Here is a 26,128-nt window from a genome sequence, read left to right on the forward strand (position 1 = left end):
GCCGGCCGCCCGTTCCGCCCGTCTGTAATTGGCAGGCGCCTGCTACTGGACAGCGTTGAAGGAGCTTTGTGTCGAGCCGAAATCGCCGAGTGTGCGGAACGACAGGTTGAAACCGATGTTCTGCGACACTTCCTTGGTGCTCAGGTCGCGGGATTCCGAGAATGTCATCAAGTAGGTGAAACATGAATCGCTATAGGCAAAGCCGACCCCGTCCTTGACCAGGACACTTTGCTCCAGATCGTAGGTGCCGGTACCGAAGACACGCCAGTTCTCTGCAAGTTGCGTCGAGGCGCCAAGCGTGACCTCGTGACGATCGGTCGTGAAGCCATAGAGCGGCTGCGCTTGGATGAAGGCGTATTTGGCGCTGAACGAAATCGGCAGGCCGGAATAGGCTGCCTTGACCTCGGCGCGGCGAACCTCGAAGCTCTGCTCGTCGAAACGGCCGCTGATCGAGCCGGAAAGCCCGCTGGGGCTGTTGAAGCCGACGAGACCGACATAATCGGAGGTCGCGGTCTCAAGGCCCGAATCGGCGCCGACGTTGACCAGGTCCGGCGCGGCGAAGGAGTTCTGGCCGTCAAGCTGGTAGGATTGGCCGAACAGCGCGTTGGTGCTCCAGCCATTGTCATAGGCGCCGGAATAGCGCAGCCCGACATTGGCGCGCGTGCCGCCTTCCAAGCGGTCGTAACCGGAGAACTTGTCGCGCTCGAACAATGTTGTGGCGTCAAAGACGAAGCTCTGCGCGTCCTCGTTGGGAACAGCGAGGCCGCCGACATACTGCTCGTTCGGACGCACGAACACCTGCGCCATCGGCTCGAAGATGTGGCTGGAACTGGTCGACGAGAACAGCACCGGCCAGCGCATTTCCAGCCCGGCGGTCGCCATGAAGCGGGCGAGCGATGATCGCATATCGTCGTCGACGCCGAGGTTAGACGCCATCTGATTGATGGCATTGAGCGATCCCGAAGAGGCATTGACATAGCCGGCGTCGCCGCGCAGCGCCAGCAGCGGCGTCAGCAGCAGCCCTCCATCGGTGGTGAAGGTGCGTTTCCATTCCGCTTCGGCGGTGAGACGGCCCGACTGGCCCTCGATGCCGCGTACACTGGTCACGGACGCAGCGTTGTTCGGATCGGCAAGGACCCTGTCCAGCCTGTCGCGGCTGATGGCCTGCGCGTTGACATTGAACGATAACTGCCCGCCGCCCACCGCCATGTCTGGGATGTAGGCGTAGTCGAGCGAGGGCAGCACCCAGGGCTGCTTGCCGGCGCGCGCGGTCGGATCGTCAGAGAGCGTCTCTTCCTGGACCTCGAAGCGCATGGCGCGCACATCGAAATAGTTGCGGCCGTTGAGGCCGGTCAGGTAGATCGAGGAGCGATGCACGCTGTCGTTGAAGTCTTCGATGGCGTAGGTGCGCGAGAAGTTCTTGTCGGTCTGCAGCAGGACATCCCAGCCGAAGTCCCAGCGCGGATTGATGGCGAACTGGCCCTTGGTGCCCATCATGCCGCGGAATTTGTTCGGGTCGCCGGCCGCTCCCGAATCGACATTGTGCCCGTCGCTGTCGATGAACTCGTCGGGATCCACTTGCCGGATGCCGGCGATCTTCAGGCTGTACTGGCCGTTGTTGAAGCGCTGACGCCACTCGGCTTCGCCGAGAAAGCCCTGCTTGGTGTAGCCGCTGCCGGTGACGGTGAGATCGTAGGTTGGTGAGAGAGCGAAATAATAGGGGACTTTGACGCCGACGCCGAGATCGCTCTTGTAGGAGATGCCAGGGATCAGGAAGCCGCTCTTGCGCTTGACGGTCGGGTCGGCAATCTCGAAAGCCGGCAGATAGGCGAGCGGAAAGCCGAAGAACTCGAAATTCGAATTCTCGAAGCGAACCGTCTTCTTCTCGCCGTTCCAGATGATTTTTCTGGCCTTGATGCGCCAGGTCGGCGCTTTGTCGGGTTTGTCCTCGCACGGCTCACAGGCCGTGTAGACGCCGTTGTGGAACGTCGTCAGCACGCCGCCCATGCGTTCCGCGCTTTCGGCGGCGAAATAGGCCTTGTCGACGGTTTCGACACGCAGCGCGTTGACGAAGCCGTCGGCGAAATCGTCGGTGATGTCGATGTGCTGCGAATAGATCTTGGTGCCGTCGCTGTTGACGACCTCGACATTGCCGCTGGCGACGAGCCGCTTGGTGTTGCGATTGTATTCGACCCGCTGGGCGACGAGGCGGTTGCCGCCATAGTCGATCTGCACGCCGCCGACGGCCGTCACTGTCTGGTTGTCGTTGTCATAGACCAGCGTATCTGCCGCCAGCAGCATTTGCGAGCCGGCGGGCACGTCGGCTGCCATGTCGCTGATATCCTGGGCAAAAGCCGGGATGCTCGGGACGACAGAAGCGAGCAGGCATGCCAAGGCGCTCGCCCCATAGAGGCGCGCCAAACCGGCCTGCCTATGGATGCGCAAAACCGCCCCCCTCACTAGCCGTCTTCCTTGTACAGCAAGAAAGTCACCCCGAAGAACATAGCCACGATAACCGGAACCCATGCAGCCACGACTGTGGGTACGAATCCCGCCACGCCGAATGCCTTGACCAGCACCGTCACGACATAAAGCAGAAACCCGGCCAGGACGCCACCCAGAATCATCGTCCCGGATTGTCCCATCCTCGCAAATCGCATCGACACCGTTGCGGCGATCAGCGTCATGGCGACGAGAAGGAACGGCAGCGCCACCAGCGAATCGAACTGCATGGCAAAGGCATTTGCCTTGAGGCCGAAGGAGCGGGCAACCTCGATCTTGCCGGGCAGATCGTAGAAAGGGATGGTTTCCGGGCGCGCCAGCCGCTCTTGCACGAATTCGGGCTTGAGATTGGTCGGCACCCGGTCGCTTGCCACCGATTGGATATTGCCGTCCCGGAAAACCTTGACGTCCTGCAGTTCCCAGTAGCCATCCCGCAAAAAGGCGTGCGCCGCGTCCTTGCGTTCGACGATGTCGCCTTGCGGATTGAGGACGAAGAAGACGGCATCGGCCATCTCCAGGCCCTGATTGAGAATGGCGCGCGCGCCGATGATGGTATCGCCGGAACTGGTCTTCTGCCGGATCCAGGGCTCGGCGTCGGCCGAGACGGTGTTCGACTTGCCGGAGCGGAGCTGGGTTTCGATTTTTTCGGACCAGGAAAACGCATGCGCGGCGATCGGATTGATGACGCCGACCGACAACACCCCGAACAGCAGCGCCCCGATGCAGCACGGCAGCAGGAATTGCCAGGCGGACACGCCGGCGGAACGCGCGATGACCAGTTCATACCTGCGATTGAGCGAGACCAGTGTCGCCATCGCCGAGAACAGGCCGACGAACGGCACCGTCTGCAGCATGATCATCGGCATCCGCAACCCTGAAATGGCGAACGCCGTGCCGTAGGTGAAACCCGGCAAGCCGGTCGTGCGGCCGGAAAGTTCGGTGAAGTCGATCAGGAACACAAGCGCCAGCAGGCCGATGAAGAACCAGATGGTGATCGTCACGTAGCGGAAGAAGAAGTATCTACCCAGAGTCCAGCCCATTAGCGTATCCAGCCCATTAGCCGGCCCCTTGGCCAGAAGCGCCGCGCCTGGCGAAGCGGAGCTTCAGGGCGCTCCAGCCGTCACTGAAGCGGCCGGCGAAATTCGTCATCCAGTCGGCCCAGGCGACCGGCAGTTCCATGGTCCGGTTGGAGACGATGAACCATGTCGCGACCGCGGACGCCACGATAGGAACGCCGTAGACCATATAGGCGTATTGCGGAACGTTGTCGGCCTTGCCGGCGGCAAAGAAACCGAGCCAGCGCACGAAAAGCGCAATCGCGATCGACGTGATCAGCGGATGAATGCGCGCCTCGCGATGGGAGCGCGCGTCTCCCGCGACCGCAAGCGCGATCAGCGCGAAGACGAGTGAATAGGACCATTCGGAAAAACGCTGGTTGAGTTCGGCCAGGTACTTGTTCGGCTTTTTCTGGAACACCTTGTCGTTCGGACTGGGATTGAGCAGGTACTGCGTCGTCCGGTCCTTCGGCAGAAGCAATACGTCCGATGAGGCCGACATGAAGGCGGACAGGTCGAAGGCATAGGAGGTGAACCGGATGACCGAAAGATCGCCGGCCAGCGTTTCGCGATGGATGACGCCGTCATTCATCATCAGCACTTTCTCGTCGCCGTTTTCGATGATGGCGCCGGTCTTGGCATAGTAGATGAGGTTGGCGCCTTCTTCGCGCGAATCGGCGACGAAGATGCCGCCGAGCCGGTTGTCCGGAAGCCGCTCGCCAATCTGCAGGAACAGGCCGTCGTCGATCTTGCGGAAGGTGCCTTCCTGGATGATCAGCGACAACAGATCGGCGCGCGACGACGCCACCAGCTCGCGGTTTTTCTGTCGTGCATAGGGATCGACGCCGTTGTCGACGGCGAACGAAAAGATGCTGGCCGCCAGCGCCAGGAACATGATCGGCCTGACGATGGTCCAGCGCGAAGCGCCCGCTGCGTTCAAAACGGCAAGCTCAGAATCGGAATTCATCGCGCTCAGTGTCTGAGCGACCGCGACCACCAGGGCGAAAGGCACGACGATCGGGACGATCGACGGAATGATCAGCGCAGCGACCTCGAAGAAGGTCAGCACCGACTGCCCGCTGTCGGTGACGAGGTCGATGCGGGCGAGCACCTGCGTCGTCCACACGATCGCCAGCGTCCAGATGAGCGCTGCCAGGAAGACCGCTAACGCACGACGCATGATGTAGCGTTCAACGACCTTCATGAAGGCTTTTCTCGATTTTGCCGAACGGCATCATGCCTCCAGACAAGGTAGTCGCCCGGCGACGCCTGTACAACCGGTCCGTTGGCGGTTCGATCTGGTTCCCGTCCCACATCGATATTTCCGGTGGCCGGAGTGTCGGCGGCAATGGATAAGAAAGGGCGAACATCAATGGTTAACAACACGTTGCGGCAGGAAAGCGGGGCCGTGCCGCGACGAATCGCCATCGATTCCATCCGCCATATGGGATCGGATTCCGGCAAAGTCTTGCCAAATGCCGGAAAACGACCAAATGTCGCGCCGATCAACGGTTATGGCCGCCGTGGCTGCGACAGGTAGAGGCATGGAAGCAGAAGTAACAGAATTGCGCAGCCAAACCGGCCAGATTTTTCACGGTGCGTCGTGATCGGCGCCGGCGCAGCGGGGCTGGCCGCCGCCCATGCGCTGATAAAGGCTGGCGTACCGACACTTGTCCTGGAAAAGGAAAGCCGGCTTGCCGAACCTTGGTATCCGCGGCCCGAACGGTTGCATCTCAATTCGCATCGCGATCTCTCGACACTGCCTGGCGTCGACTATCCCGCTGGCACACCCGCTTTTCCCCACAAAAACGCCGTCGTCCGCTATCTGAACGAGTTCAGCCGGCGCATGGTCTGCCGGTCTGGCTTGGCGTCGCCGTCGAGGAGATCGCGTTCAACGGCGATTACTGGACTGTTGAGACCAGTGCAGGGCGAGGCATGCGGCCAAGCATTCGCGGTTGCTTCGCCAATGCCGGAATTCAGGCCAACGCAATCGCGCAGCAGATCGTCAGGCAGGGGCGATGATTGAAAATTGGAGTGGTGCTTCCGGTCGGAAACAGCCAAATATCTAGTTTCATCAAGGCACTCTCCCAAAAACCCAACGCCGTTCCCGAAAGCAGGACATGATGACTTCGAGACCTTCCATCGCCTTCGCCAAATTCTCAGCGCCTAAAAAGGGCAGTGTCTTCGTGCTGGCGGCCAACGATGGCGGTCTCGGCGACGCCGCAAAGGCTTGCGATCCGGCAAAGACCCTGGAGCGGGCGTTCCCGGTGGCCGACTTTTCCGGCAAGTTCGCCGGCTTGGTCGAAGTGCTGGCGCCCGAGGGCACACCGCTCGACCGGCTGGTGGCGGTCGGCGCCGGCAAGGTCTCGGGACTCGACGATCATGCCTGGCTCAAGCTTGGCGGCACCATCGCGGCATCCTTGCGCAAGGCGACAGAGGTGGCCGTCGTGCTCGATCTTCCGGGTGCTGACGTCGGCGGCAGGCAAGCGGCACAGCTTGCCGCGGGCATCCTTCTGCGCAGCTACGCTTTCGACAAGTACAAGACGAAAAAGGACAATGGCGACGGCCAGCGCGATGGCAAGAAGGCCGAGCCCAAAAAGCCGGTAAAGGTGACCATCCACACCACCGATCCGTCGGCCGCGAAAAAGACCTTCGCCGACGAGGCGGCGGTGATCGACGGGGTGCTCCTGGCGCGCGATCTGGTCAATGAGCCGGCCAATGTACTCGGGCCGGTGGAATTCGCCGCCCGCGTCAACGAACTGGAAGCGCTCGGCGTCACGGTAGAGATCCTGGTCGAGAAGGAGATGAAGAAGCTCGGCATGGGCGCGCTGCTCGGCGTCGCGCAAGGCTCGCCGCGTGGCGCTCGCCTGGCCGTCATGCGATGGGACGGCGGCAAGGCCAAGGACAGCCCGATTGCCTTCGTCGGCAAGGGTGTCACTTTCGACACCGGCGGCAATTCGATAAAGACGGCCTCCGGAATGGAGGACATGAAGGGCGACATGGGCGGCGCGGCCGCGGTGACCGGGCTGATGCACGCGCTGGCCGCCCGCAAGGCCAAGGCCAATGTCGTCGGCGTCATCGGGTTGGTGGAAAATGCCGTTGACGGCCATGCGCAACGCCCGGGCGACATCGTCACTTCGATGTCGGGCCAGACCATCGAGGTGCTCAACACCGACGCAGAAGGCCGCCTCGTTCTGGCCGATGCGCTGTGGTACTGCAACGATCGCTACCAGCCGAAATTCATGGTCAATCTGGCAACGCTGACCGGCGCCACCATGGTCGCGCTCGGCCAGCACTATGCCGGCCTGTTCTCCAACAATGACGAACTGGCGAACAGGCTGACGAGCGCCGGGCAGGCGACGCAGGAACGCGTGTGGCGGATGCCGCTCGGCACCGAATACGACAAGCTGATCGATTCGAAAAATGCCGACATGAAGAACATCGGCGGCCGCTACGGCGGCGCTATCATCGCCGCACAGTTCCTGCAGCGCTTCGTCAAGGATACGCCCTGGGCGCATCTCGACATTGCCGGCACGGCGATGGGCGCGCCGTCCAGTGAGATCAACCAGTCATGGGCCTCCGGGTTCGGCGTCAGGCTGCTCGACCGGCTGGTGCGCGACAATTACGAGGGGTGAGGCCTTTCAAGGCGCAATCATGGCCGACGTGCTGTTCTATCACCTGACCGAATCGACTCTGGAGGATGCGCTGCCCGGCCTGCTCGAGCGCAGCGTCGATCGTGGTTGGCGCGCCGTGGTGCAGACCGGCACCGAGGAGCGGCGCGACGCGCTGGACCAGCATCTTTGGACCTTCACGGACGATTCCTTCCTGGCGCATGCGACGGACCGCGAATCCTACCCGACCGAGCAGCCGATCCTTTTGACAACCGGCCATGACAATCCGAACGAGGCGCAGATACGCTTCCTGGTCGACGGCGCGGTGCCGCCGGAGCTTGTCGGTTATGAACGCGCCGTGTTCCTGTTTGACGGCCACGACGCGGCCCAGGTCGAGGCGGCGCGCACGCACTGGAAGACGATGAAGGAAGCCGGCCATGTGGTCACCTACTGGCAGCAGACTTCAGACCGGCGCTGGGAACGCAAGGCGTAAAGCTGCCGCGTTGGCTATCCTCAACCTGCGATCAGATCGCTGAGCAATCGGGATCACGATGCCGAAGAGAGCATCGGACCGAAATTTGGAAGAACCCTGAAGGGGCGGTTTGCTGATCGTTGAGACGCGCTATAACTGAAGCCGTTCAGCCAAATCAATGAAGTCGCTGGCCACCAAGTCCCAGGCTTGATCGGGGTGCAAGTCCGTGGTCTGCGCTAACCCGTGCTCGGTCGGACGCGGGACAAAGGCTGTTCGTAGTCCGCATGCCCGAGCCGCTGCAAGGTCGCCATTGTGGGCGGCCACAAGACAGATCTCATCCGGCTTCATTGCCAGCACGTCAGCGGTGCGAAGATAAGCTTCCGGCATCGGCTTGTACGCTTGCACGAGTTCGGCGCCGAGGATCGCATCCCAGGGGATACGACTACGCTTCGCCATGTTGAGCATGAGGACGATGTTACCGTTCGAGAGCGGCGCGATGATATAGCGGGCCTTTAGCCGCGTGAGGCCAGCCACCACGTCCGGCCATGGCTCCAATCGGTGCCATGCCAGGTTCAGTTCGTCCAGTTCGGAGGCTGGCACCGAAGCCGGGTCGATCCCGAATTCCGGCAAAACAGCTTCCAGATTCTCCCGATGCAGCACGTCGAGACGTGTAAAGGGCCGCCGGCCGCTGCGCACCTCCTCCATCGCTGGCGAGTAACGGCGGCGCCACGCATCCGCGAAAGCGGTAGGAATGGCCGTTCCGGCTCCATACCGCTTCAGGAACGGTTCAGCTTCGCGCGCCACGCCGCTGCGCCAATCGACGACAGTGCCGAATACGTCGAACACCAACGCACGTACACCATCCAAGACCATCACATCCGGCTCCTCGATCCGCACTACTGCATGACCGTCGCATTCGCGTGGCGAGCGCCCCTTGCGGCTGTCGCAAAAATCGGTCGCGAAACACCACTTTTGCGAGGACATTTGCGACAGGCAAACCATTGACTTGGATGGACAGGGTGAAACTACCGCGAAGCTTAGGATATTTGCGAAAGGCGATCGGCACCACTACTCCAGAATGACGACGGCTTCCACCTCGAAGAGCATGGGGTCAATTGCAAGTTTGGGCACGGGAATCAGGGTCTGCGCCGGCAGCGCCTCACCGAACATTGTCTTGACGTTCTTGGTCAACACCTCAAGCTTGGACATATCGTGATCCACCACGAAGACCGTGAGCTTTGCGACCTGATCCGGCCTGGCACCGAGCGCATCAAGGGCGGTGCGCAAATTCGCGTAGGCCTGCTCGACCTGGACAGCGAAGTCGGGCGACAAGGCTCCCGTACTGTCTTGGCCGCCTTGTCCGGAGATGTAGGCCACCCGGGCTTCGCGGGGCGTGATCACCGCCGTGCTGTAGCCGATCGGCGACGGGTCGTAGAGGTTTTGTGGATTGACGATGGTCAGCTTGAGATCGTTCTCATTCGCTGTCGTCGCAGTGGGAACTCCGATGGTCATGATGATTAGCCCTCCGGTAAGCAGATGCTTGATTTCGCGTGACATGATTTTCTTTGGCTTTGCGGACTGCGAGCAACGTACCCTCGCGGCCGGCATGATTGAACTTTAACCGTATCGCCTATTACGATGACTCGTGCGACGTACGAGTCATCGTATGGTACACCGTACGAGTCAATCGTCCAAGAATCGACATTCCTTGCGTTGCCGGTCAAAATCGACGTTCTCAACAGCGAGGAAGACGGATGGCAGCCAAACGTACCGGCGCCCGGAGCGAACGGTCTCAACCGATAAGTGAGTGGCTCCAGCCCACGCAGGCGCGCAGTGAACCGCCGCTCTCTCGGGAACGCATCGTGGCGACCGCGGTAGAACTGCTGGACGCCCAGGGAGTCGACGGATTGACGATGCGTCGGGTGGCCGATCGCCTCGGCTCGGGCGTGATGAGCCTATATTGGCACGTCGACAACAAAGAGGATGTCTTTGATCTGGCGCTCGACTCGGTGCTCGAATATCGCGGACCGCCACAAATGGGTGAGTCTCAAGACTGGCGCGGAGAAGTCGTTCATATGCTTGAAGACTGGCGCGTCAGCATGCTGCGCCATCCTTGGTCGGCATCGCTGTTGCCGCGCCGGGCGCTCGGCCCGAACATGCTCAGCCGCCTGGAACTGCTAAGCAAGACCTTGTCCAGAGCCGGTGTAGCGGACGCAGATCTGAACGTCGCGATATGGTCGCTCTGGAACTATGTGATGGGCGCCACCATCACCCGGGCGAGCTTCGATCTCTCGGACGACGACAGGGTCGCCGCGCAGCAGCGCCTTACACGTCTCAGCGAACGTTACCCGACAATCGAAGGCTCTCGTCTGCTTTTGGACAACGATTGGGACGGCGCTTTCCGGAAAGGCCTCGGCTTTCTGCTCGATGGCCTCTCTCCAAGATGAGGCTGAACGGTAGCTTTGGGACTCAAAGCCACTGTCGCAAAATCCCGATTAGAACGACAGTTTGCACCTGATTTTTGCGAGGTCGCATCAAAAGCCTTTGCGGCAGGTTCAAGGTTCCACAAGTGGGTCGTGAGCCGAAATGCAAGCTGAGACACTGTTCTGGCACTTGACGAAAGGTCGGCCGCGCGCAATTCTGCTAAGATGTCAGACCAATTTTGGACGTAGGTACCCATGCGAGCGCGCGGCGAACTGCCCGGGGCACCTGGCACGCGTGTGGCAATCGCCACGCTCCCGCCGTTGGACCGCGGCAAGCAGGTTATGGAAGCGCTGGCCGACTATGTCGAGCGCGCTGCGCTGAAGAGCGGTGACCGGCTTCCGACCGAACGCGAATTGATGGCCGCGCTTTCCGTCGGGCGCTCGACGATACGCGAGGCGATGGGGCGTTTCGAAGCGCTCGGCGTCACCGAGACCCGCAAAGGCAGCGGCACCTATCTGCTGAAGCCGATATCCGCCGGCACGATCCATTTGCCGCTGTCGCTCGATACGGCAGAGCTGCGCGATGGTCTGTTGCACACCCTCGAGGTACGCCGCGGCATCGAGGCCGAGGCAAGCATGGTCGCGGCGCGGCGGCGGACAGTCGACGATCTGCGGACGATCGAGGAAAAACTCATCGAGATGGAGCGCGTCCATCTCGCTACCGGCACGTCGGGTCCGGAAGACTTGGCCTTTCACCTGGCCGTCTACGACGCCACGCACAACCCGCTTTTCCGGCAGCTCCTGGGGCAGATGCGCGAAGCGTTCGAGCGCTTCTGGGACCATCCTTTCGACCGGCAGGATTTCGCGCGGCGATCGTTCCCGTATCACCGCGAGCTGTTCGATGCCATCGTCGCCAGGGACGCGGAGCTGGCGCGCGGAAAAACGCTGAAGATCCTCGAGATCGTGGAAGAGGATATCGAGGAAATGTCGAAATGAACGGTGCCGATTTTTTCGACCAGGCGTCGCTGATCGCCGCCCATGACGAGGGCAACGCCTTCGATGCCGTCGTTCCGCCGATCGTGCAGACCTCGCTCTTCACCTTCCCGAACTATGACGAGATGCTCGAGACATACCGCGGCGAAAAAGTGCGGCCGACCTACACGCGCGGGCTGAACCCGACCGTGCGCACGTTTGAGGAAATGCTGGCAAAGCTGGAGGGCGCCGAGGACGCGATCGGTTTTACAAGCGGCATGTCCGCCATCTCGTCGGCAGTGCTGAGCTTCGTCGAGCCGGGCGACCGCATCGTCGCGGTCAGGCATATCTACCCGGACGCGTTCCGGCTGTTCGGGACGCTGCTCGCGCGCATGCGCATCGAGGTGACCTATGTCGACGGGCGCGACGAGGCGGCTGTCGCGAGCGCCCTGCCTGGCGCCAAGCTGTTCTATATGGAAAGCCCGACCAGCTGGGTCATGGAAACGCATGACATCGGTGCACTCGCTGCGCTGGCAAAATCCCGTGGCATCCCGACCATCATCGACAACAGCTGGGCCAGCCCGGTCTTCCAGCGGCCGCTGTCGCTCGGCGTCGACGTTGTGGTCCACTCCGCATCCAAGTATCTGGGTGGCCACAGCGATGTGGTGGCCGGCGTGGTCGCGGGCTCGAAGGACTTGATCGGCCGCATCCGCGGCGAAGCCTATCCATATCTCGGCGGCAAGCTGTCGCCATTCGACGCCTGGCTCTTGATCCGCGGCTTGCGCACGCTGCCGATCCGCATGCGCGCGCATCAGGCCTCCGGCCTCGAAATCGCACGGCGCCTGCAGGATCATCCGATCGTCGAGAAGGTCTGTCATCCGGGGTTGGCCAACCAGCTTCCTGCGGGGCTCACCGGCACGTCGGGCCTGTTCTCATTTGTCTTCCGCGACGGCATCGATATCCGCACGTTTGCCGACCGCCTTAAGCTGTTCAAGCTGGGCGTGTCCTGGGGCGGCCACGAAAGCCTCATCGTGCCCGGCGAGGTGGTGCTGCAGCAGAAGGCCCAACCCAATTCCGCGATGGCGTTCGGCGTCAATCCGCGGTCCGTGCGTCTCCATGTCGGCCTTGAGGGAACCGAGGCGCTGTGGAGTGACCTGGAAACGGCGATCGACGCCGCTTCCGAAGAAAAGACCTGAAGCAACCAGACAAGAAGGGAACGGAAAATGAAGAAGCTTCTTATCGCCGCATTCGCCACCGTACTGATGTCGGGTGCTGCACTCGCCGACACGACGCTGAAGCTCGTGGAGGTGATCACCAGCCCCGAGCGCACCGAAACCCTGAAATCGATCGTCTCCAAATTCGAGGCTGCCAACCCGGGCACGAAGGTCGAAATCATCTCGCTGCCATGGGGCGAGGCGTTCCAGAAGTTCGCGACCATGGTGTCCGCCGGCGAAATCCCCGACGTCATGGAGATGCCGGACACCTGGCTCTCGCTCTATGCCAACAACGGCCTTCTCGAAAGCCTCGAACCCTATCTTGCCAAATGGGAGCACACCTCGGGCCTCACCGATCGCGCGCTCGAACTCGGCCGCGACGTGAACGACACCGCCTACATGCTGCCCTACGGCTTCTATCTCCGGGCGATGTTCTACAACAAAAAGCTGTTCCAGGAGGCTGGTGTCGCCGAGCCGCCCAAGACGATGGACGAGTTCGTGGCGGCGTCGGAGAAAGTTTCCAAGCTTCCGGGCAAATATGGCTACTGCCTGCGTGGCGGGCCGGGCGGCCTCAACGGCTGGATGATGTTCGGCGCAACCATGGCCGGGTCCAACAAATTCTTCAACGACGATGGCACCTCGACGATGAACAGCGAAGGCTGGATCAAGGGACTGACCTGGGTCGTCGATCTCTACAAGAAGGGACTGGCGCCGAAAGACAGCGTCAACTGGGGCTTCAACGAAATCGTCGCCGGATTCTACACCGGCACCTGCGCAATGCTTGATCAGGATCCGGACGCACTGATCGCGATCGCCGAGCGGATGAAGCCGGAAGACTACGGCGTCACGACCATGCCGAAGGGGCCTGGCGGCAAGACGTTCCCGACCATCGGCTATGCCGGTTGGTCGATGATGGCGGCCAGCCAGAACAAGGACCTGTCCTGGAAGCTGATCGAAACGCTCGAAGGGCCCGAGGGCAACGTCGAGTGGAACAAGCGCACTGGAGCGCTGCCGGTCCACAAGTCGGCCGAAAAGGATCCCTTCTACGCAAGCGAGCAGTTCAAGGGCTGGTTCGCCGAACTCGAGGACAGGGATGCAGTGCCGACGGTCATGCCGACCTATCTCGAGGAGTTCGCCTTCTTCAAGGACTCGATGGTCATCAAGACCAGTCAACAGGCCCTGCTCGGCGATATCACACCCGAGGAAATGGCCAACCAGTGGGCCGACTATCTGACCAAGGCGCAGCAGAAATACCTGGCCAAGAAATAAACGGCGGACCTAGAGCATCGGAGCCGCCCATCGTGGGCGGCTCCGATAGATCTTATCCATGGTCGATTGGAAGGATGGCCAATTGGAACGAAAGCGTTAGCTGATGGTTTTTGACGCCACCGCCGGGTTCACGGAACCGCGCCGCCGGTCGCTGGTCGACCGGATCACGCGCCATGCCGAGCCGTATCTTTACACCGCCCCGGCGCTGATTCTGATCGTCACCATCATGCTGGCGCCGCTGGTGCTAGGCCTGTCCTACGCCTTCCGCGACGTGCACTTGCTCAACCCCTTCTCTGGCGGCTATGTCGGGCTCGATCATTTTCGCACCCTCTATGACGACGACAATTTCTATCGGGCGCTGCGCAACACGCTGTGGTGGACCGGCGCATCCGTCTTCCTGCAATTCGTGTTCGGCCTGGTCCTGGCGCTGTTGCTCGACCGGCCGTTTGCCGGCCGCGCCATCGCGCAGGCGCTGGTGTTCCTGCCCTGGGCGGTGCCGACCTTCCTCACCGGGCTCAACTGGGCGTGGCTGTTCAACCCCGTCATCGGACCGCTGCCGCATTGGCTTTATGCGCTCGGCCTGATGAGTGAGCCGGCCAACATCCTTTCCAATCCGCAACTCGCCATGTGGGGACCGATCATCGCCAACGTCTGGTGGGGCATTCCCTTCTTCGCCATCACGCTGCTGGCGGCGCTCCAGGCCATCCCGCGCGACCTCTACGAGGCGGCGGCGATCGACGGCGCCGGCGCGGTCAGGCGGTTCACGTCGATAACGTTGCCATTCCTTGCGCCGACCATTGCGATCACCATGCTGTTGCGCACCGTCTGGATCGCGAACTTCGCCGACCTGATCATCGTCATGACCAGCGGCGGCCCAGCCGACCGCACGCAGATCGTCGCGAGCTACATCTTCACGCAGGCTTTCAGGGCGCTTGATTTCGGCTACGCCTCGGCCATTGCGCTGGTGCTGCTCGTCCTGCTGCTCGCCTATTCGATGCTGATCGTCATGCTTCGGCAAGTCCTGATGGATCGGGCTTGATGGATCGGGCGATGACCAGATGAACAGGTATTCGATTTTCGGCACCGCGCTGCACCGCCTGGCGATCCTCTGCTACGTGGTCTTTGCGCTGTTCCCGCTGTTCTGGCTGTTGAAAGTATCGGTGACGCCGAACGATCTCCTCTATTCGGAGGGCGTGCGGATGTGGCCGTCGCGGATGAGCTTTGAACATTTCCGCTTCGTGCTCGCCCACAGCGCATTCCCGGTCTTCTTCAGGAACAGCATGATCGTTGCCGGCGCAACGGCCGTGATCGTGACGCTGCTCGCGTCTCTCTCCGGCTATGCGTTGTCGCGCTTCACCTTCCGCGGCAAATACTGGCTGGTCGCGCTGATGCTGCTCACCCAGATGTTTCCATTGGTGATGCTGGTCGCGCCGATCTTCAAGATGCTCTCGCCGCTCGGGCTGACCAACAGCCTGACCGGGCTGGTCGTCGTCTACACCGCCTTCAACATCCCTTTCGCGACGTTCCTGATGCAGTCGTTCTTCGACGGCATTCCCAAGGAGCTGGAGGAGGCAGCCAAGATCGATGGCGCTACGCAGTTCATGGCATTTCGCCAGATCGTCCTGCCGTTGACGCTGCCGGGCATTGCGGCGACGCTGGGTTTTGTGTTCACCGCCGCATGGAGCGAACTGCTGTTCGCGCTGATGCTGATTTCGGGCAACAGCGCCGCCACGTTTCCGGTCGGTCTGCTCACCTTCGTGTCGAAGTTTTCGGTCGATTTCGGGCAGATGATGGCGGCCGGCGTGCTGGCACTGATCCCGGCCTGCCTCTTCTTCCTGTTCATCCAGCGCTATCTGGTCCAGGGCCTGACGGCCGGCGCGGTCAAGGGCTGAGTGAGGTTTCATGGCATCGATCGACATCTGCAACGTCCGCAAGAATTTCGGCATCGTCTCCGTGCTGCACGGCGTCGATCTGGCGATAAAGAACGGCGAGTTCGTGGTGCTGGTGGGCCCGTCGGGCTGCGGCAAGAGCACGCTGCTGCGGATGATCGCCGGGCTCGAGGAGGTGACCGAAGGTGAGATCCGGATCGACGGCATGCGCGTCAATGAGCGGGCGCCCAAGGACCGCGACATCGCCATGGTGTTCCAATCCTACGCGCTCTACCCACACATGAACGTCGCCGAGAACATGAGCTATGGCCTGCGGATCCGGAAGGCCGCCCACGAGAAGATCACAGCCGCTGTCAGCAATGCCGCCCGGAAGCTTGAGCTGCAGCCGCTGCTTGCGCGGCGGCCGAAGGCACTCTCGGGCGGTCAGCGCCAGCGCGTCGCGATGGGCCGCGCGATCGTGCGCCAACCCAAAGCATTCCTGTTCGACGAGCCTCTGTCCAATCTCGACGCGCGCCTGCGTGAGCAGATGCGGGCAGAGATCAAGAAGCTGCACCGCGATCTCGGAGCGACTTCGATCTATGTCACCCACGACCAGATCGAGGCGATGACACTGGCCGACCGGATCGTCGCCATGCATGAGGGCGTGGTGCAGCAGGTCGGCAGCCCACTGGAGCTTTACGACCGCCCTGCCAACCTGTTCGTGGCCGGCTTCATCGGATCGCCGGCCATGAATTTTCTGTCGGCACGCTATGAGGTCGACGCAGGCACGGCCGTCGCACGATTGCCTGACGGAACGCTGATTGGGCTTTCGTCTGGTTATCAACTGGAGGAAGGCGCGGCGGTGACGCTCGGCATCCGGCCGGAGCATGTCGAGATGTCGCCGGCCTCGGAGAGCAGCCTGAGGGCGACGGTCGAGCTGATCGAGCCGACCGGCTTCGGCATCATCCTGCATCTCGGCCTGCACGGCCTGCCATTCAACGTCTTCACGCTCGACCGGGCGGCGCTGACGGCCGGCCCGACGGTGACGGTGGCGTTCCCGCCGCAACATCTGCATTTGTTCGATGAGACGGGAAAGCGCGCATTGGAATCGAGCCTCCAGAAGGGGAAGGGCTGATCCTCCTTATCGATCGCTCAGATCATTCGGATTCTTCCAAAACCGGTTTCCACTCTTAGGTCCCATGTTATTGTCTATGTTGGCACCGCCGAATTCGATACGACGTCCGAGCTCGGCCTCGACATGCTCTTGGACGAAATGGAACGCGCCCGCGGCGGCGCTAATGCTAATATCCGGGCAAGGTAGTCGAGCGCATGCGCTTTCTGTTTTTTCTGATCCTGCTCGCCGGCACCGGCATCGGCGTCGTCTATCCCTGGGCGATGGGCAATTTCTCCGGCCATGAGATCGGCACCTGGCGGGTCTACGAGCAGGGCTGGTTCAAGCCGGTGACGGTACCGCTCGCCGCTCGCGACGCGCCGGTGCGGGTGCTGGTCGACCTCACCGCGAGGGCCGAACGCATCGTCGTCTCGCAACAGCGCACCGTGCTGACGCTGACCGCCGCCACCGGCGGCAGGACGGTGCTCGCCTCGACGCTGCAATTCAACCATTCGGAAAATCCGCGCCAGGTCAGCCCGCAACTGCCGGACAAGATCTTTCGCGACGAGGCAGGCCTGATCCCGACGGTCAGCCCCGGCCCCTACATCTTCACCGTCGGCCCAGGCGACGCCGAGGGCATCGAGATGCGGGCGGTGGACCTAGTGCTGCGCTCCGGCGTTGGCGAGGTCGATCAACGGGCGCAGCCGGTCGGCTTCTCGTTGATGGCAGTCGGCCTGATCGGGCTGGTGCTGGCGTTTCGTTTCGGTGGCGGCGGCCGGCCGCAAAATCCGAATTCGCAGCCGCCACCGCCGCGCTGGGGCAGGGGCGGGTCGTCGAATTGAGTATCGCATGAACTATCGCCACGCCTATCACGCCGGAAACTTCGCCGATGTCTTCAAGCATGTCGTGCTGAGCCGGCTCGTCGAATATCTGAAGCAGAAGGACAAGGCGTTTCGCATCATCGACACCCATGCCGGCATCGGCCGCTACGACCTGTCATCGACTGAAGCGCAAAAGACCGGCGAATGGCAAGGCGGCATCAGCCGGCTTTTCGATGCCGCGCTCGACGCGCCGGCGGCAGCACTTCTGGCGCCTTATCTGGAAGCCGTCCGCTCGCTCAATTCTGAAGGCGGCCTGAAAAAATATCCGGGCTCGCCGCTGATCGCGCGTCATCTCATGCGCAAGCAGGACCGGCTGTCGGCGATCGAGTTGCATCGCCAGGATGCCGCGAAGCTGAGAGCGCTATTCGCCGGCGATTTCCAGACCCGGGTGATCGAGCTCGATGGCTGGCTGGCGCTCGGCGCGCATCTGCCGCCGAAGGAAAAGCGCGGTCTCGTGCTGGTCGATCCGCCGTTTGAGGAGGAGGGCGAGTTCGACCGCCTCGTCGACGGGCTGCGGAAAGCCCACAAGCGCTGGCCGGGCGGCATCTATGCGCTGTGGTATCCGGTCAAGGACCGCAAGGCGGTCATCGCCTTCCGGAAAGCGCTGGTGCAGTCAGGCGTCCCGAAGCTGCTCGACATCGGCTTCGAGATCAGGCCGCCATCGGCCGAGCCCAGCCTCGACGGCAACGGGATGGTCGTGGTCAACCCGCCGTTCACGCTGGAGCGCGAGCTGCGCACGCTGCTGCCGGCCTTGCACAAAGTGCTTGTCGTCGAAAAACCGGCGCACTGGACGCTGGAATGGCTGGCGGCGTAGAGCGGAGAGGTATCCGCGCGCCTGCATTGAATGAAGACGAATTCAAACTAAGAAACCATCGTGTCTACAACCGCTTGACCGCGCGCAAGCGAATCCGCACAGTGCGCGCAGTCGACCATAAGAGGCTGCCATGACTCGCTTCGCCCAATCCGCCCTTGCCGCACTGATCGCCCTTTGCACGCCGCTCGGCGCGTCCCTCGCTGTCACCCAGGCAGCAAAGGCGGCCGACCTTGCCGTCTATACCGAAGAAGACAGCGGCGTTTGCGGTGAGGCCTGGGTGCTGAACAAGATCACCAGCCGCTTCTCCTACCAGGTGCGCCACGTGCCGAATCTGCCCGACGTCGAGATCACCGATTTCCAGCGGATCCACCAGCACCGCTATCTGCCAGCCAATGAAACCTGGCCGATCGGCCGTCGCTATTGCGGCGCCACCGTCAGCCTGTCCGATGGCCACGCCCGCACCATCTGGTATCTGATCGAGGAAGGGCAGGGCTTTGCCTCAATCGGCGATAATGTCGAATTCTGCGTCGCGGGCTTCGACCGCTGGATGGTCTATAACGGCCGCTGCCGCGTCCTGCGCTGAACGCATTTACCTGGCTGCTCCGCCTCATCGAGGATGGCGCGAAGGAAGGCGGCGTGACCGCGAAAGGCGCGCCGTCCGATTGACGTCGCCTTGACCCGCGTTTGCGGCCGGCGTCCGACAAACAGCTTTTCGACATCGACATATCCCGCCTTGGCAAGCGTATCGATATGCGCGCCGAGATTGCCGTCGGTGGCATTGACGATGGCCTTCAATCGGGTGAATTCCAGCGCTTCGCGCCTTTCCAGAGAATTCAGCGCCGCCATGATCCTGAGCCGCACGCTCTGGTGGATGATTTCGTCGGCAGCCATCATTGGGCCTGCTATGGTGTCAGGCGTTCAGTCTCACTGATCTGGGACAGCGCCGCTAGATCTTGCGCGAATGACATTACGCTTCTCCCACGCACCAGAATACTCTGTCGGATCGAGTAATCTGTCAACTAGCAGAATGGTTGCCTTCTCGAGCCCAGACAAGTCATGGCGCAGAACGAGCTGGGCTTTGCTTTTGTAGCTTGTGTAGATCGTCTCGTTGGCCAAGACGATGAGATCGATGAAGCAGCCCATCATGATGTTGCCGGTCGATGATAGACGAGCAAAACGCTTGCTAACCTTCAGCACTTTGTAGTGGGATTGGTTCCGGCTAACCGCGCAGAATGTCTGTCGCAAACCCTCGGCAAGCTCGAAGAGCAGCAGCGACATTTTGCAAAATCAGGACGAGCGTGGGTCGCCGGTAATCAAAATTTAAACTGAAAAAATCATGCTAATGCTTCGCTGGCTAGACAAGCGCGAGTCAGATATGCATTACGCGCCGGGTCATTAACGGCCGTCGGCACAACGAAGGGGCATGATATGGCTAAACAGTCATCCAAAGCGCCGGCATCCAAGTCTCCGGCAAAGAAGGCACCGGCAAAGAAAGCACCAGTAAAAGCAGTGGCGGAAAAGGCCGCAGCAGCTGTGAAGAAAGCAGCACCTGCCGCCAAGCCGAAGACCGCCGCGGCCAAGGCAAAAGCAGCGCCGGCCAAGAAGCCGGCCGCGAAAGCCGCGGCAAAGCCGGCAGTGAAGAAAGCAGCACCAGCCAAGGCCAAAGCAGCACCAGCCAAGAAGCCGGCTGCAAAGGCCGCGGCGAAGCCGGCAGCGAAGAAAGCAGCACCTGCCAAGGCTGCACCGGCCAAGAAGGCTGCGCCGGCAAAGAAAGCGGCTGCAGCGAAGTCTTCGGTAGCAGTGAAGAAAGCAGCGCCGGCGGCCAAGCCGAAGGCGAAGGCAGCGCCCGCGAAGGCGAAAGCCAAGAAGTAATCGCGTTTCTTTAGCTCGCGGAGGACAGTGCTGAAGACCGTGGAGGGCGGGTTCCGGACAGGCGCCTCGCTCGCAGGGTCAGTGCTCGGGCAAGAATAGAGGCGGAGGGAAGACAGCTTTTCGCAACTCCCAGGACTTTGCCGTAAGGCGAAGTCCGGTGGGGAATTTCTCTGTGCCCGGGAGAGAAATTCTCGGTGCAAGACCGGGTTGGCTAGGTTCGGATCTGTCTGACCTGTTCAGACCCTCTTGGGCTGCAACTGCCTTACCGCTCATTGCCTAAGATCGCGGAGGAGGACGTCGTTCTCCGTGGCGCCCGGTTTTTCCGCCTGTGGCTGTTGATCGTGCCGGCATGTCCAGTCAACAGTGCACAAAATCAAAGCGCTACGGCGTCCTTTGCGCGTCCAATAGGATGCGCGCGCTGCAGCCGGCAACCAGGAACCCGATCATGCCCAGACTGCTCTACGCCTCCACGTCACCTTACAGTTCCAAGGTGCGCATGGCCGCGCTTTATGCCGGCATCGCAGTCGATCTCGTGCCGATAAAAACCGAAGACAAGCCGGCCGAGCTGATCGACGCCAATCCGCTCGGCAAGATCCCGGTGCTGGTGCTCGACGACGGCCGCTCGATCCACGACAGCCGCGCCATTACCCAGCATCTCAACCGCATGTCGAAGAACGCGCTGTTCCCGCGCAATCCCGACAAGCGCCTCGAGGCAGAAGTACTGGAGGCACTGGCCGACGGCATCTGCGACTGCGCGCTGTCAATGGTCTATGAGCGGCGCACGCGCCCCGAAGACATGGTCTACCAGCCTTGGCTCGACCGCCAGTGGGCGAAGATCACCGGTGCGCTCGATCTGCTCAACGCCAATCCGCCAAAGCTGCCGAAGAAGATCACCGCCGGCCAGCTGGCGCTGCGCGCCTGCCTTGGCTATCTCTCGCTGCGCTTTGCCGGAAAATGGGAAAAGGGCCGCAACCGGCTGGTCCGCTGGGTAGCGCGCTTCGACGAGAAGTTTCCGGAGCTGAAACCCTGCGTCCCGGCGTGAGCTGGCTGGCACCCAGCTAGAGCATTTTTGCAGCCAAGTGGAATCACTTGGCGTCGTAGAAATGCGGCTTCAATCTGAATGCATCCCGCTCTAGAGACAAAAAAAGCCGGGCACGAGGCCCGGCTTTTTCGTGTCGTGGCTTGGACGTATTTAGAATTTCATACCGACGCCGAAAGTGACGCGGTTGTCGGTCGACTTGACCTTGCCGATACCGTCGAAGTCCTTGTCGCCGAAGTCGGTGTAGCGATACTCGACACGGCCGAACACATTGTCGGTGATCTTGATGTCGGTACCGACGCCGGCCGTCCAGCCGAGCATGGTGTTTTCGTCGCTGGAGCCAGCGGCTTCGATTTCCTGGTTCTTGAGCGCGCCACCGGCGGTGCCGTAGAGCAGGATCTCCGGGGTGACGGCGTAGCCGAGGCGGGCGCGCAGCGAGCCTTCGAAGCCGCCCTTGGCCTCGACGCCGGCATCGTCGCCCTCGATGCCGCTATAGCCGATATCGGCTTCAGCACCGTACACGAAGTTCTCCTGCTGCCACTGATAGCCGCCGAAGACGCCGCCGACGAATCCATCGGTGTCGACGTCAACGCCGATATCGTCGGCATCGGCATGACCGCTGAAGCCGTAGCCGACGCTTACACCGGCATAGGGACCGGCCCAGGAAGCGACCGGAAGTTCGGCGATCGGGGCGGGTGCCGGCGGCTCTTCCGAGATGACGTCAGCAGCATAGGCGGTTCCGCCGAGGGCGAAGAGCCCGAGCGCCACCGCCAGCGGTCGCGCAAATTTAAGATTGGCTTGCATTGTTCTTTACTCCTTAAGCCACAGGCACAGGCTTGCTTTCACGAGCGCCCTCAACCCGCCGGGGGGAAAAACGGATCTGGCGCTCAACGGTTCCGAATGTCGTGTCAAAATGCGGCTGAAGCGAACCTGAACTTGGGTCATTACCGGGCACGAATGAGGCCGAACTTTGACGTTGCATCTGCGCAACAGATGGTGGCAGGAGGCTTTGCCGTGCCATGCTGAACACCGCTTGGAGCAAGGAGTCCGCCGCCCTATATTGCGGTCTGGCAGCCGAGTCCCGGCCACAGTCGAAGACCGATCCGGCCGCTTTGCCACAATGCTGCCCAAGGTCCGAACGGCATTTAACGCTTGGCCGGCCATATTTCGCTGGCGGGCTGAAATCGAAGCCCATTGAGGATTGACAGGATGAGCAAGGCCGCTGGAACGGCGCTGGTGACGGGCGGGGGCAAGCGGATCGGCAAGGCGATCGTCGAGGATCTTGCCGCGAACGGTTTTGCTGTCGCCATCCATTGCAACCGCTCGCGGGCCGAGGCGGAAGCGTTGGCCGCGCGGATCAACGGCGGCCATTTTGGCCAGGATGGCCGTGCCGCTGTGGTCGCCGCCGACCTGAGCGACATGGCCGCGGTCGGCGACATGATCAGCCGCGCCGAAGCCGCGCTCGGACCTGTTACACTGCTGGTCAACAATGCCTCGCTGTTCATGGACGACACGGTTCAGGACGTCGACTGGCTTGCCTGGGACCGTCACTTCGCCGTCCATGTGAAAGCGCCGGTACTTTTGGGGCAAGAATTCGCCCGCGCGCTGCCGGAAGGCCAGGAAGGGCTGATCGTCAATATGATCGACCAGCGCGTCTGGCGCCCGACGCCACGCTATTTCTCCTACGCGCTGTCGAAATCGACATTGTGGACGCAGACGCAAATGATGGCGCAGGCGCTGGCGCCTCGCATTCGCGTCAACGCCATCGGCCCCGGCCCGACGCTGAAGAGCGCGCGCCAGGAAGACAGCGATTTTGCCGCGCAGGTCGACGGCCTGATCCTGAAGCGCGGCCCGGAATTGCCTGAATTCGGCGCCACCATCCGCTATCTCTGGGGCGCGCGCTCGGTCACCGGCCAAATGATCGCGCTCGACGGCGGCCAGCACCTTGCATGGCAGACGCCGGATGTGACAGGCATTGTCGAATGAGTCCCATGGACCAGAAACACAAACGAGGCGGCGCCGCCGACGACCTGCCCCCCGATGTCGACCTCGAGGACGAGGCGGCGGAGGAGATCGTCGAAACGTCAGCTCCCGGTTCCGGCGGTCCTGAAGTTGCCTTCACGGCCATCGATTGGACGCCGCATGCCGGCGATGCCGACGGCATGGTCGGCGCCGAAGTCATCCAGACGCTGGTCAAACGGCTGCCCAACGCGCCCGGCGTCTACCGCATGATGAATGCCGCAGGCGACGTGCTCTATGTCGGCAAGGCGCGCAGCCTGAAGAAGCGGGTGACCAATTACGCGCAAGGCCGTTTCCACACCAGCCGCATCGGCCGCATGGTGCGCGAGACCGCGACGATGGAATTCGTCGTCACCCGCACCGAGATCGAAGCGCTGCTGCTGGAAGCCAACCTCATCAAGCGCTTGCGGCCGCGATTCAATGTGCTGATGCGGGACGACAAGTCGTTCCCCTACATCCTGCTGACCGGCGATCACGTCTCGCCCGGCATCTACAAGCATCGCGGCGCGCGTTCGCGCAAGGGCGATTATTTCGGCCCCTTCGCATCGGCCGGCGCCGTCGGCCGCACCATCAACTCGCTGCAGCGCGCCTTCCTGCTCAGGAGTTGCACCAACTCCTTCTACGAGAACCGCACCCGGCCGTGCCTGCTGTTCCAGATCAAGCGCTGCGCCGGCCCGTGCACCGGCGAAATCTCGCATGGCGACTATGCCAAGCTGGTCGCCGAGGCGAAGGAGTTCTTGTCCGGCCGCAGTCAGAAGGTGAAGACCGATATCTCCGCTGCCATGCAGCAGGCTTCGGAAAATCTCGATTTCGAGCGCGCCGCCATCTATCGCGACCGGCTGGCGGCGCTGTCGCATGTGCAGAGCCATCAGGGCATCAACCCGCAGACCGTCGACGAGGCCGATGTCTTCGCCATCCACCAGGAAGGCGGCCAGGTCTGCATCCAGGTGTTCTTCTTCCGCACCGGGCAGAACTGGGGCAACCGCGCCTATTTCCCCAAGGCCGATCCGGCGCTGGACGCGGCCGAGGTGCTGGGCTCGTTCCTGGCGCAATTCTATGACGACAAGCCGACGCCGCGTACCATTCTGTTGTCGCATGGCGTCGAGGACCAGGAGTTGCTGGCCGAGGCGCTCTCCACCCGCGCGGGCCGCAAGGTGGCTATCTCGGTGCCGCAGCGCGGCGAGAAGAAGGATTTAACCGACAACGCACTGCAGAATGCCCGTGAGGCGCTCGGCCGCCGGCTGGCCGAGACCTCGACGCAAGGGCGGCTGCTCACCGGCTTCGCCGAGACCTTCGGCCTGAAGAAAACACCGGTCCGCATCGAGGTCTACGACAACTCCCACATCATGGGCACCAACGCCGTCGGCGCCATGGTTGTCGCCGGCCCTGAAGGCTTCGTGAAGAACCAGTACCGGAAATTCAACATCCGCTCGACCGAGATCACGCCGGGAGATGATTTCGGCATGATGCGCGAGGTGATGGAGCGGCGTTTTTCCCGACTGCTGAAGGAACATGGCGACGTGCCGCCGAGCGAACAGGCGGCGGACGACATCCTGTCCGAACAGGGCGACGATATCGAGGATGCGGGCGGTTTCCCGGCCTGGCCGGACGTCATCCTCATCGACGGCGGTCAGGGCCAGATGACAGCGGTGCGCAAGATCCTCGCCGATCTCGGCATCGAGGACCGTGTCCAGGCCATCGGCATCGCCAAGGGCCAGGACCGTGACGCCGGCCGCGAACGCTTTTTCGTCATGGGCAAGCCACCGTTTTCGCTCCCCGTGCGCGACCCCGTGCTCTATTTCGTCCAGCGGCTGCGCGACGAGGTCCACCGCTTCGCCATCGGCACGCACCGCGCCCGCCGCAAGAAGGAGATGGTCAAGAGCCCGCTCGACGAGATCAGCGGCATCGGTCCCGGCCGCAAACGCGCGCTGCTCATGCATTTCGGCACCGCCAAGGCGGTCAGCCGCGCCGCGATCGAGGATTTGGTCAAGGTCGACGGCATTTCCGAGCAGGTGGCGAAGCTGGTCTACAACCATTTTCACGAGAGCTGATGGATTCGGCTATTTTCGCTTGGTCCATCGACTATCGCCTGTTGACCCCCCACATTCGCTTCTGATTTGAGTAGGCAGGCAGAAAGAGTTCCCAAAAATATGGCCCAGCGCGCATTCAACCTGCCCAACATGCTCACCTATGCCCGCATCCTCGCGGTGCCGCTGGTTGTGCTGTGTTTTTTTCTCGAAGGACATCTGAAGTCGAGCGACTTCGCCCGCTGGTCGGCGCTGATCATTTTCCTGCTGGCCTCGATCACCGACTATTTCGACGGCTATCTGGCGCGCGCCTGGCAGCAGACCTCGAATATCGGCAAGATGCTCGATCCGATCGCAGACAAGTTGCTGGTCGCCACTTGTCTGCTGCTGCTGGCGGCCGACACCGATCGCCATGCCGGCATCGCAGGCTGGTCGCTGTGGGCGGCGATCATCATCCTGTGCCGCGAGATCCTGGTCTCGGGCCTGCGCGAATATCTGGCGGCGCTGAAGGTCTCGGTACCGGTGACGCAGCTGGCAAAGTGGAAGACCACCATCCAGATGGTCGCCATCGCCTTCCTGCTCGCGGGACCTGCCGGCGACAAGATCTTCCCGCTGACCACCCAGACCGGGCTCGTGCTGTTGTGGATCGCCGCCTTGGTCACGCTCTACACCGGCTACGACTATTTCCGCGCCGGCCTCAAGCACATCATGGACGAGTAGGATGTCGACGAGGCTCATTTATTTTGCCTGGGTGCGCGAGCGGATCGGCAAGCCGCAAGAGGATGTCGAATTGCCCGCCGGCATCGAGACGGTGGCCGACCTGCTGCGCTGGCTGAAATCGCGCGGCGAGGAGTACGAGCACGCGCTGCAATATCCTGATGTGATCCGCGTCGCCATCAACCAGGAACATGTCGAGCACGGCGAGAAGATCGCCGGCGCGCGCGAGATCGCGCTGTTCCCGCCGATGACGGGTGGCTGA

At 62.0% G+C, this 26,128-nt stretch carries 28 protein-coding genes; 18 read left to right on the forward strand and 10 right to left on the reverse strand.

The window, feature by feature from the left end; genetic code table 11:
- Positions 1–42 precede the first annotated feature (42 nt).
- The 4 genes from EN807_RS20320 to EN807_RS20335 are packed head-to-tail and all read right to left on the reverse strand — an operon-like array spanning position 43 to position 5,066.
- Entirely contained in the window at positions 43–2,460 is a 2,418-nt protein-coding gene (locus tag EN807_RS20320) for an LPS-assembly protein LptD (RefSeq protein ID WP_189522515.1), read from the reverse strand.
- Positions 2,460–3,542, reverse strand: a complete 1,083-nt coding sequence (lptG, locus tag EN807_RS20325) for an LPS export ABC transporter permease LptG (RefSeq protein ID WP_135936403.1) — start codon at positions 3,540–3,542, stop codon at positions 2,460–2,462. Before lptG ends, EN807_RS20320 begins: the two co-directional genes overlap by 1 nt.
- Before the next feature lie 16 nt (positions 3,543–3,558).
- Positions 3,559–4,761 (reverse strand): LPS export ABC transporter permease LptF, encoded by a 1,203-nt coding sequence (gene lptF / locus EN807_RS20330; RefSeq protein ID WP_135936404.1) that lies wholly within the window; start codon positions 4,759–4,761, stop codon positions 3,559–3,561.
- Entirely contained in the window at positions 4,758–5,066 is a 309-nt protein-coding gene (locus tag EN807_RS20335) for a hypothetical protein (protein ID WP_135936405.1), read from the reverse strand. The genes lptF and EN807_RS20335 overlap by 4 nt, the downstream gene beginning before the upstream one ends.
- Positions 5,067–5,160: 94 nt before the next feature.
- Here EN807_RS20335 and EN807_RS20340 point away from each other — a divergent pair, with 94 nt between their 5' ends.
- The 3 genes from EN807_RS20340 (at position 5,161) to EN807_RS20350 (ending at position 7,661) form a co-directional block, all read left to right on the forward strand.
- Entirely contained in the window at positions 5,161–5,583 is a 423-nt protein-coding gene (locus tag EN807_RS20340; protein WP_246684229.1) for an NAD(P)-binding protein, read from the forward strand.
- A gap of 97 nt (positions 5,584–5,680) precedes the next feature.
- On the forward strand, positions 5,681–7,192 hold the full coding sequence (locus EN807_RS20345) for a leucyl aminopeptidase (RefSeq protein ID WP_135936499.1): 1,512 nt from the start codon (positions 5,681–5,683) through the stop codon (positions 7,190–7,192).
- A gap of 19 nt (positions 7,193–7,211) precedes the next feature.
- On the forward strand, positions 7,212–7,661 hold the full coding sequence (locus EN807_RS20350; protein ID WP_135936406.1) for a DNA polymerase III subunit chi: 450 nt from the start codon (positions 7,212–7,214) through the stop codon (positions 7,659–7,661).
- Between the two features lie 129 nt (positions 7,662–7,790).
- Here EN807_RS20350 and EN807_RS20355 read toward each other — a convergent pair whose 3' ends face one another.
- Together EN807_RS20355 and EN807_RS20360 are read right to left on the reverse strand one after the other, a co-directional pair.
- Positions 7,791–8,624: a haloacid dehalogenase type II gene (locus EN807_RS20355; RefSeq protein ID WP_348640248.1), complete on the reverse strand. Its 834-nt coding sequence runs from the start codon at positions 8,622–8,624 to the stop codon at positions 7,791–7,793.
- Positions 8,625–8,708: 84 nt separating this feature from the next.
- Entirely contained in the window at positions 8,709–9,197 is a 489-nt protein-coding gene (locus EN807_RS20360; RefSeq protein WP_135936407.1) for a RidA family protein, read from the reverse strand.
- A 197-nt stretch (positions 9,198–9,394) separates the two neighbouring features.
- Here EN807_RS20360 and EN807_RS20365 point away from each other — a divergent pair, with 197 nt between their 5' ends.
- From EN807_RS20365 to EN807_RS20410, 10 genes are all read left to right on the forward strand, one after another.
- The gene (locus EN807_RS20365; protein ID WP_135936408.1) at positions 9,395–10,087 is read left to right on the forward strand and encodes a TetR/AcrR family transcriptional regulator C-terminal domain-containing protein; all 693 of its coding nucleotides are present in this window, start codon (positions 9,395–9,397) and stop codon (positions 10,085–10,087) included.
- Between the two features lie 231 nt (positions 10,088–10,318).
- The gene (locus EN807_RS20370) at positions 10,319–11,059 is read left to right on the forward strand and encodes a FadR/GntR family transcriptional regulator (RefSeq protein ID WP_135936409.1); all 741 of its coding nucleotides are present in this window, start codon (positions 10,319–10,321) and stop codon (positions 11,057–11,059) included.
- Positions 11,056–12,231, forward strand: a complete 1,176-nt coding sequence (locus EN807_RS20375) for a PLP-dependent transferase (RefSeq protein ID WP_135936410.1) — start codon at positions 11,056–11,058, stop codon at positions 12,229–12,231. Before EN807_RS20370 ends, EN807_RS20375 begins: the two co-directional genes overlap by 4 nt.
- Before the next feature lie 27 nt (positions 12,232–12,258).
- A complete protein-coding gene (locus tag EN807_RS20380) occupies positions 12,259–13,518 on the forward strand; it encodes a sugar ABC transporter substrate-binding protein (RefSeq protein ID WP_135936411.1) in 1,260 nt (419 codons plus the stop codon).
- 103 nt (positions 13,519–13,621) lie between these two features.
- A complete protein-coding gene (locus EN807_RS20385) occupies positions 13,622–14,557 on the forward strand; it encodes a sugar ABC transporter permease (RefSeq protein ID WP_135936412.1) in 936 nt (311 codons plus the stop codon).
- 19 nt (positions 14,558–14,576) lie between these two features.
- Positions 14,577–15,410: a carbohydrate ABC transporter permease gene (locus EN807_RS20390; RefSeq protein ID WP_095483211.1), complete on the forward strand. Its 834-nt coding sequence runs from the start codon at positions 14,577–14,579 to the stop codon at positions 15,408–15,410.
- A gap of 10 nt (positions 15,411–15,420) precedes the next feature.
- Complete coding sequence (gene ugpC / locus EN807_RS20395; protein WP_135936413.1) at positions 15,421–16,521, forward strand: sn-glycerol-3-phosphate ABC transporter ATP-binding protein UgpC; 1,101 nt, start codon at positions 15,421–15,423, stop codon at positions 16,519–16,521.
- A 194-nt stretch (positions 16,522–16,715) separates the two neighbouring features.
- Positions 16,716–17,339 (forward strand): hypothetical protein, encoded by a 624-nt coding sequence (locus EN807_RS20400; protein ID WP_135936414.1) that lies wholly within the window; start codon positions 16,716–16,718, stop codon positions 17,337–17,339.
- A 7-nt stretch (positions 17,340–17,346) separates the two neighbouring features.
- Positions 17,347–18,192, forward strand: coding sequence for a 23S rRNA (adenine(2030)-N(6))-methyltransferase RlmJ (locus tag EN807_RS20405; protein WP_135936415.1), 846 nt, complete (start codon positions 17,347–17,349; stop codon positions 18,190–18,192).
- Positions 18,193–18,322: 130 nt separating this feature from the next.
- Positions 18,323–18,775 carry a hypothetical protein gene (locus EN807_RS20410; RefSeq protein WP_135936416.1) on the forward strand — a complete coding sequence of 151 codons (453 nt, stop codon included), beginning with the start codon at positions 18,323–18,325 and terminating at the stop codon, positions 18,773–18,775.
- Here the strand turns inward: EN807_RS20410 and EN807_RS20415 are convergent.
- The 3 genes from EN807_RS20415 to EN807_RS35615 are packed head-to-tail and all read right to left on the reverse strand — an operon-like array spanning position 18,745 to position 20,018.
- Complete coding sequence (locus EN807_RS20415) at positions 18,745–19,086, reverse strand: transcriptional regulator (RefSeq protein ID WP_189522516.1); 342 nt, start codon at positions 19,084–19,086, stop codon at positions 18,745–18,747. The two genes, EN807_RS20410 and EN807_RS20415, sit on opposite strands and share 31 nt — an antisense overlap.
- Positions 19,087–19,116: 30 nt before the next feature.
- Entirely contained in the window at positions 19,117–19,470 is a 354-nt protein-coding gene (locus EN807_RS20420; protein WP_135936418.1) for a hypothetical protein, read from the reverse strand.
- Positions 19,471–19,526: 56 nt separating this feature from the next.
- Positions 19,527–20,018, reverse strand: coding sequence for a hypothetical protein (locus EN807_RS35615; RefSeq protein WP_189522517.1), 492 nt, complete (start codon positions 20,016–20,018; stop codon positions 19,527–19,529).
- A gap of 491 nt (positions 20,019–20,509) precedes the next feature.
- Between EN807_RS35615 and EN807_RS20430 the strand changes: the two genes are divergently transcribed.
- Positions 20,510–21,106, forward strand: a complete 597-nt coding sequence (locus tag EN807_RS20430; RefSeq protein ID WP_135936420.1) for a glutathione S-transferase family protein — start codon at positions 20,510–20,512, stop codon at positions 21,104–21,106.
- A 150-nt stretch (positions 21,107–21,256) separates the two neighbouring features.
- Here EN807_RS20430 and EN807_RS20435 read toward each other — a convergent pair whose 3' ends face one another.
- Positions 21,257–21,907 carry an outer membrane protein gene (locus EN807_RS20435; RefSeq protein ID WP_095519591.1) on the reverse strand — a complete coding sequence of 217 codons (651 nt, stop codon included), beginning with the start codon at positions 21,905–21,907 and terminating at the stop codon, positions 21,257–21,259.
- A 405-nt stretch (positions 21,908–22,312) separates the two neighbouring features.
- On the opposite strand from EN807_RS20435, the gene EN807_RS20440 reads away from it, so the two are divergent.
- From EN807_RS20440 to moaD, 4 genes are all read left to right on the forward strand, one after another.
- Positions 22,313–23,089 (forward strand): SDR family oxidoreductase, encoded by a 777-nt coding sequence (locus tag EN807_RS20440; RefSeq protein ID WP_135936421.1) that lies wholly within the window; start codon positions 22,313–22,315, stop codon positions 23,087–23,089.
- Positions 23,086–25,173, forward strand: coding sequence for an excinuclease ABC subunit UvrC (gene uvrC, locus EN807_RS20445; protein WP_135936422.1), 2,088 nt, complete (start codon positions 23,086–23,088; stop codon positions 25,171–25,173). Before EN807_RS20440 ends, uvrC begins: the two co-directional genes overlap by 4 nt.
- 99 nt (positions 25,174–25,272) lie before the next feature.
- Positions 25,273–25,869 (forward strand): CDP-diacylglycerol--glycerol-3-phosphate 3-phosphatidyltransferase, encoded by a 597-nt coding sequence (gene pgsA / locus EN807_RS20450; protein ID WP_127316551.1) that lies wholly within the window; start codon positions 25,273–25,275, stop codon positions 25,867–25,869.
- A gap of 1 nt (position 25,870) precedes the next feature.
- A complete protein-coding gene (moaD, locus tag EN807_RS20455) occupies positions 25,871–26,128 on the forward strand; it encodes a molybdopterin converting factor subunit 1 (protein WP_135936423.1) in 258 nt (85 codons plus the stop codon).

The organism is Mesorhizobium sp. M5C.F.Ca.ET.164.01.1.1 (genome assembly GCF_004792125.1).
GTDB classification, from domain to species: Bacteria; Pseudomonadota; Alphaproteobacteria; order Rhizobiales; family Rhizobiaceae; genus Mesorhizobium; species Mesorhizobium wenxiniae.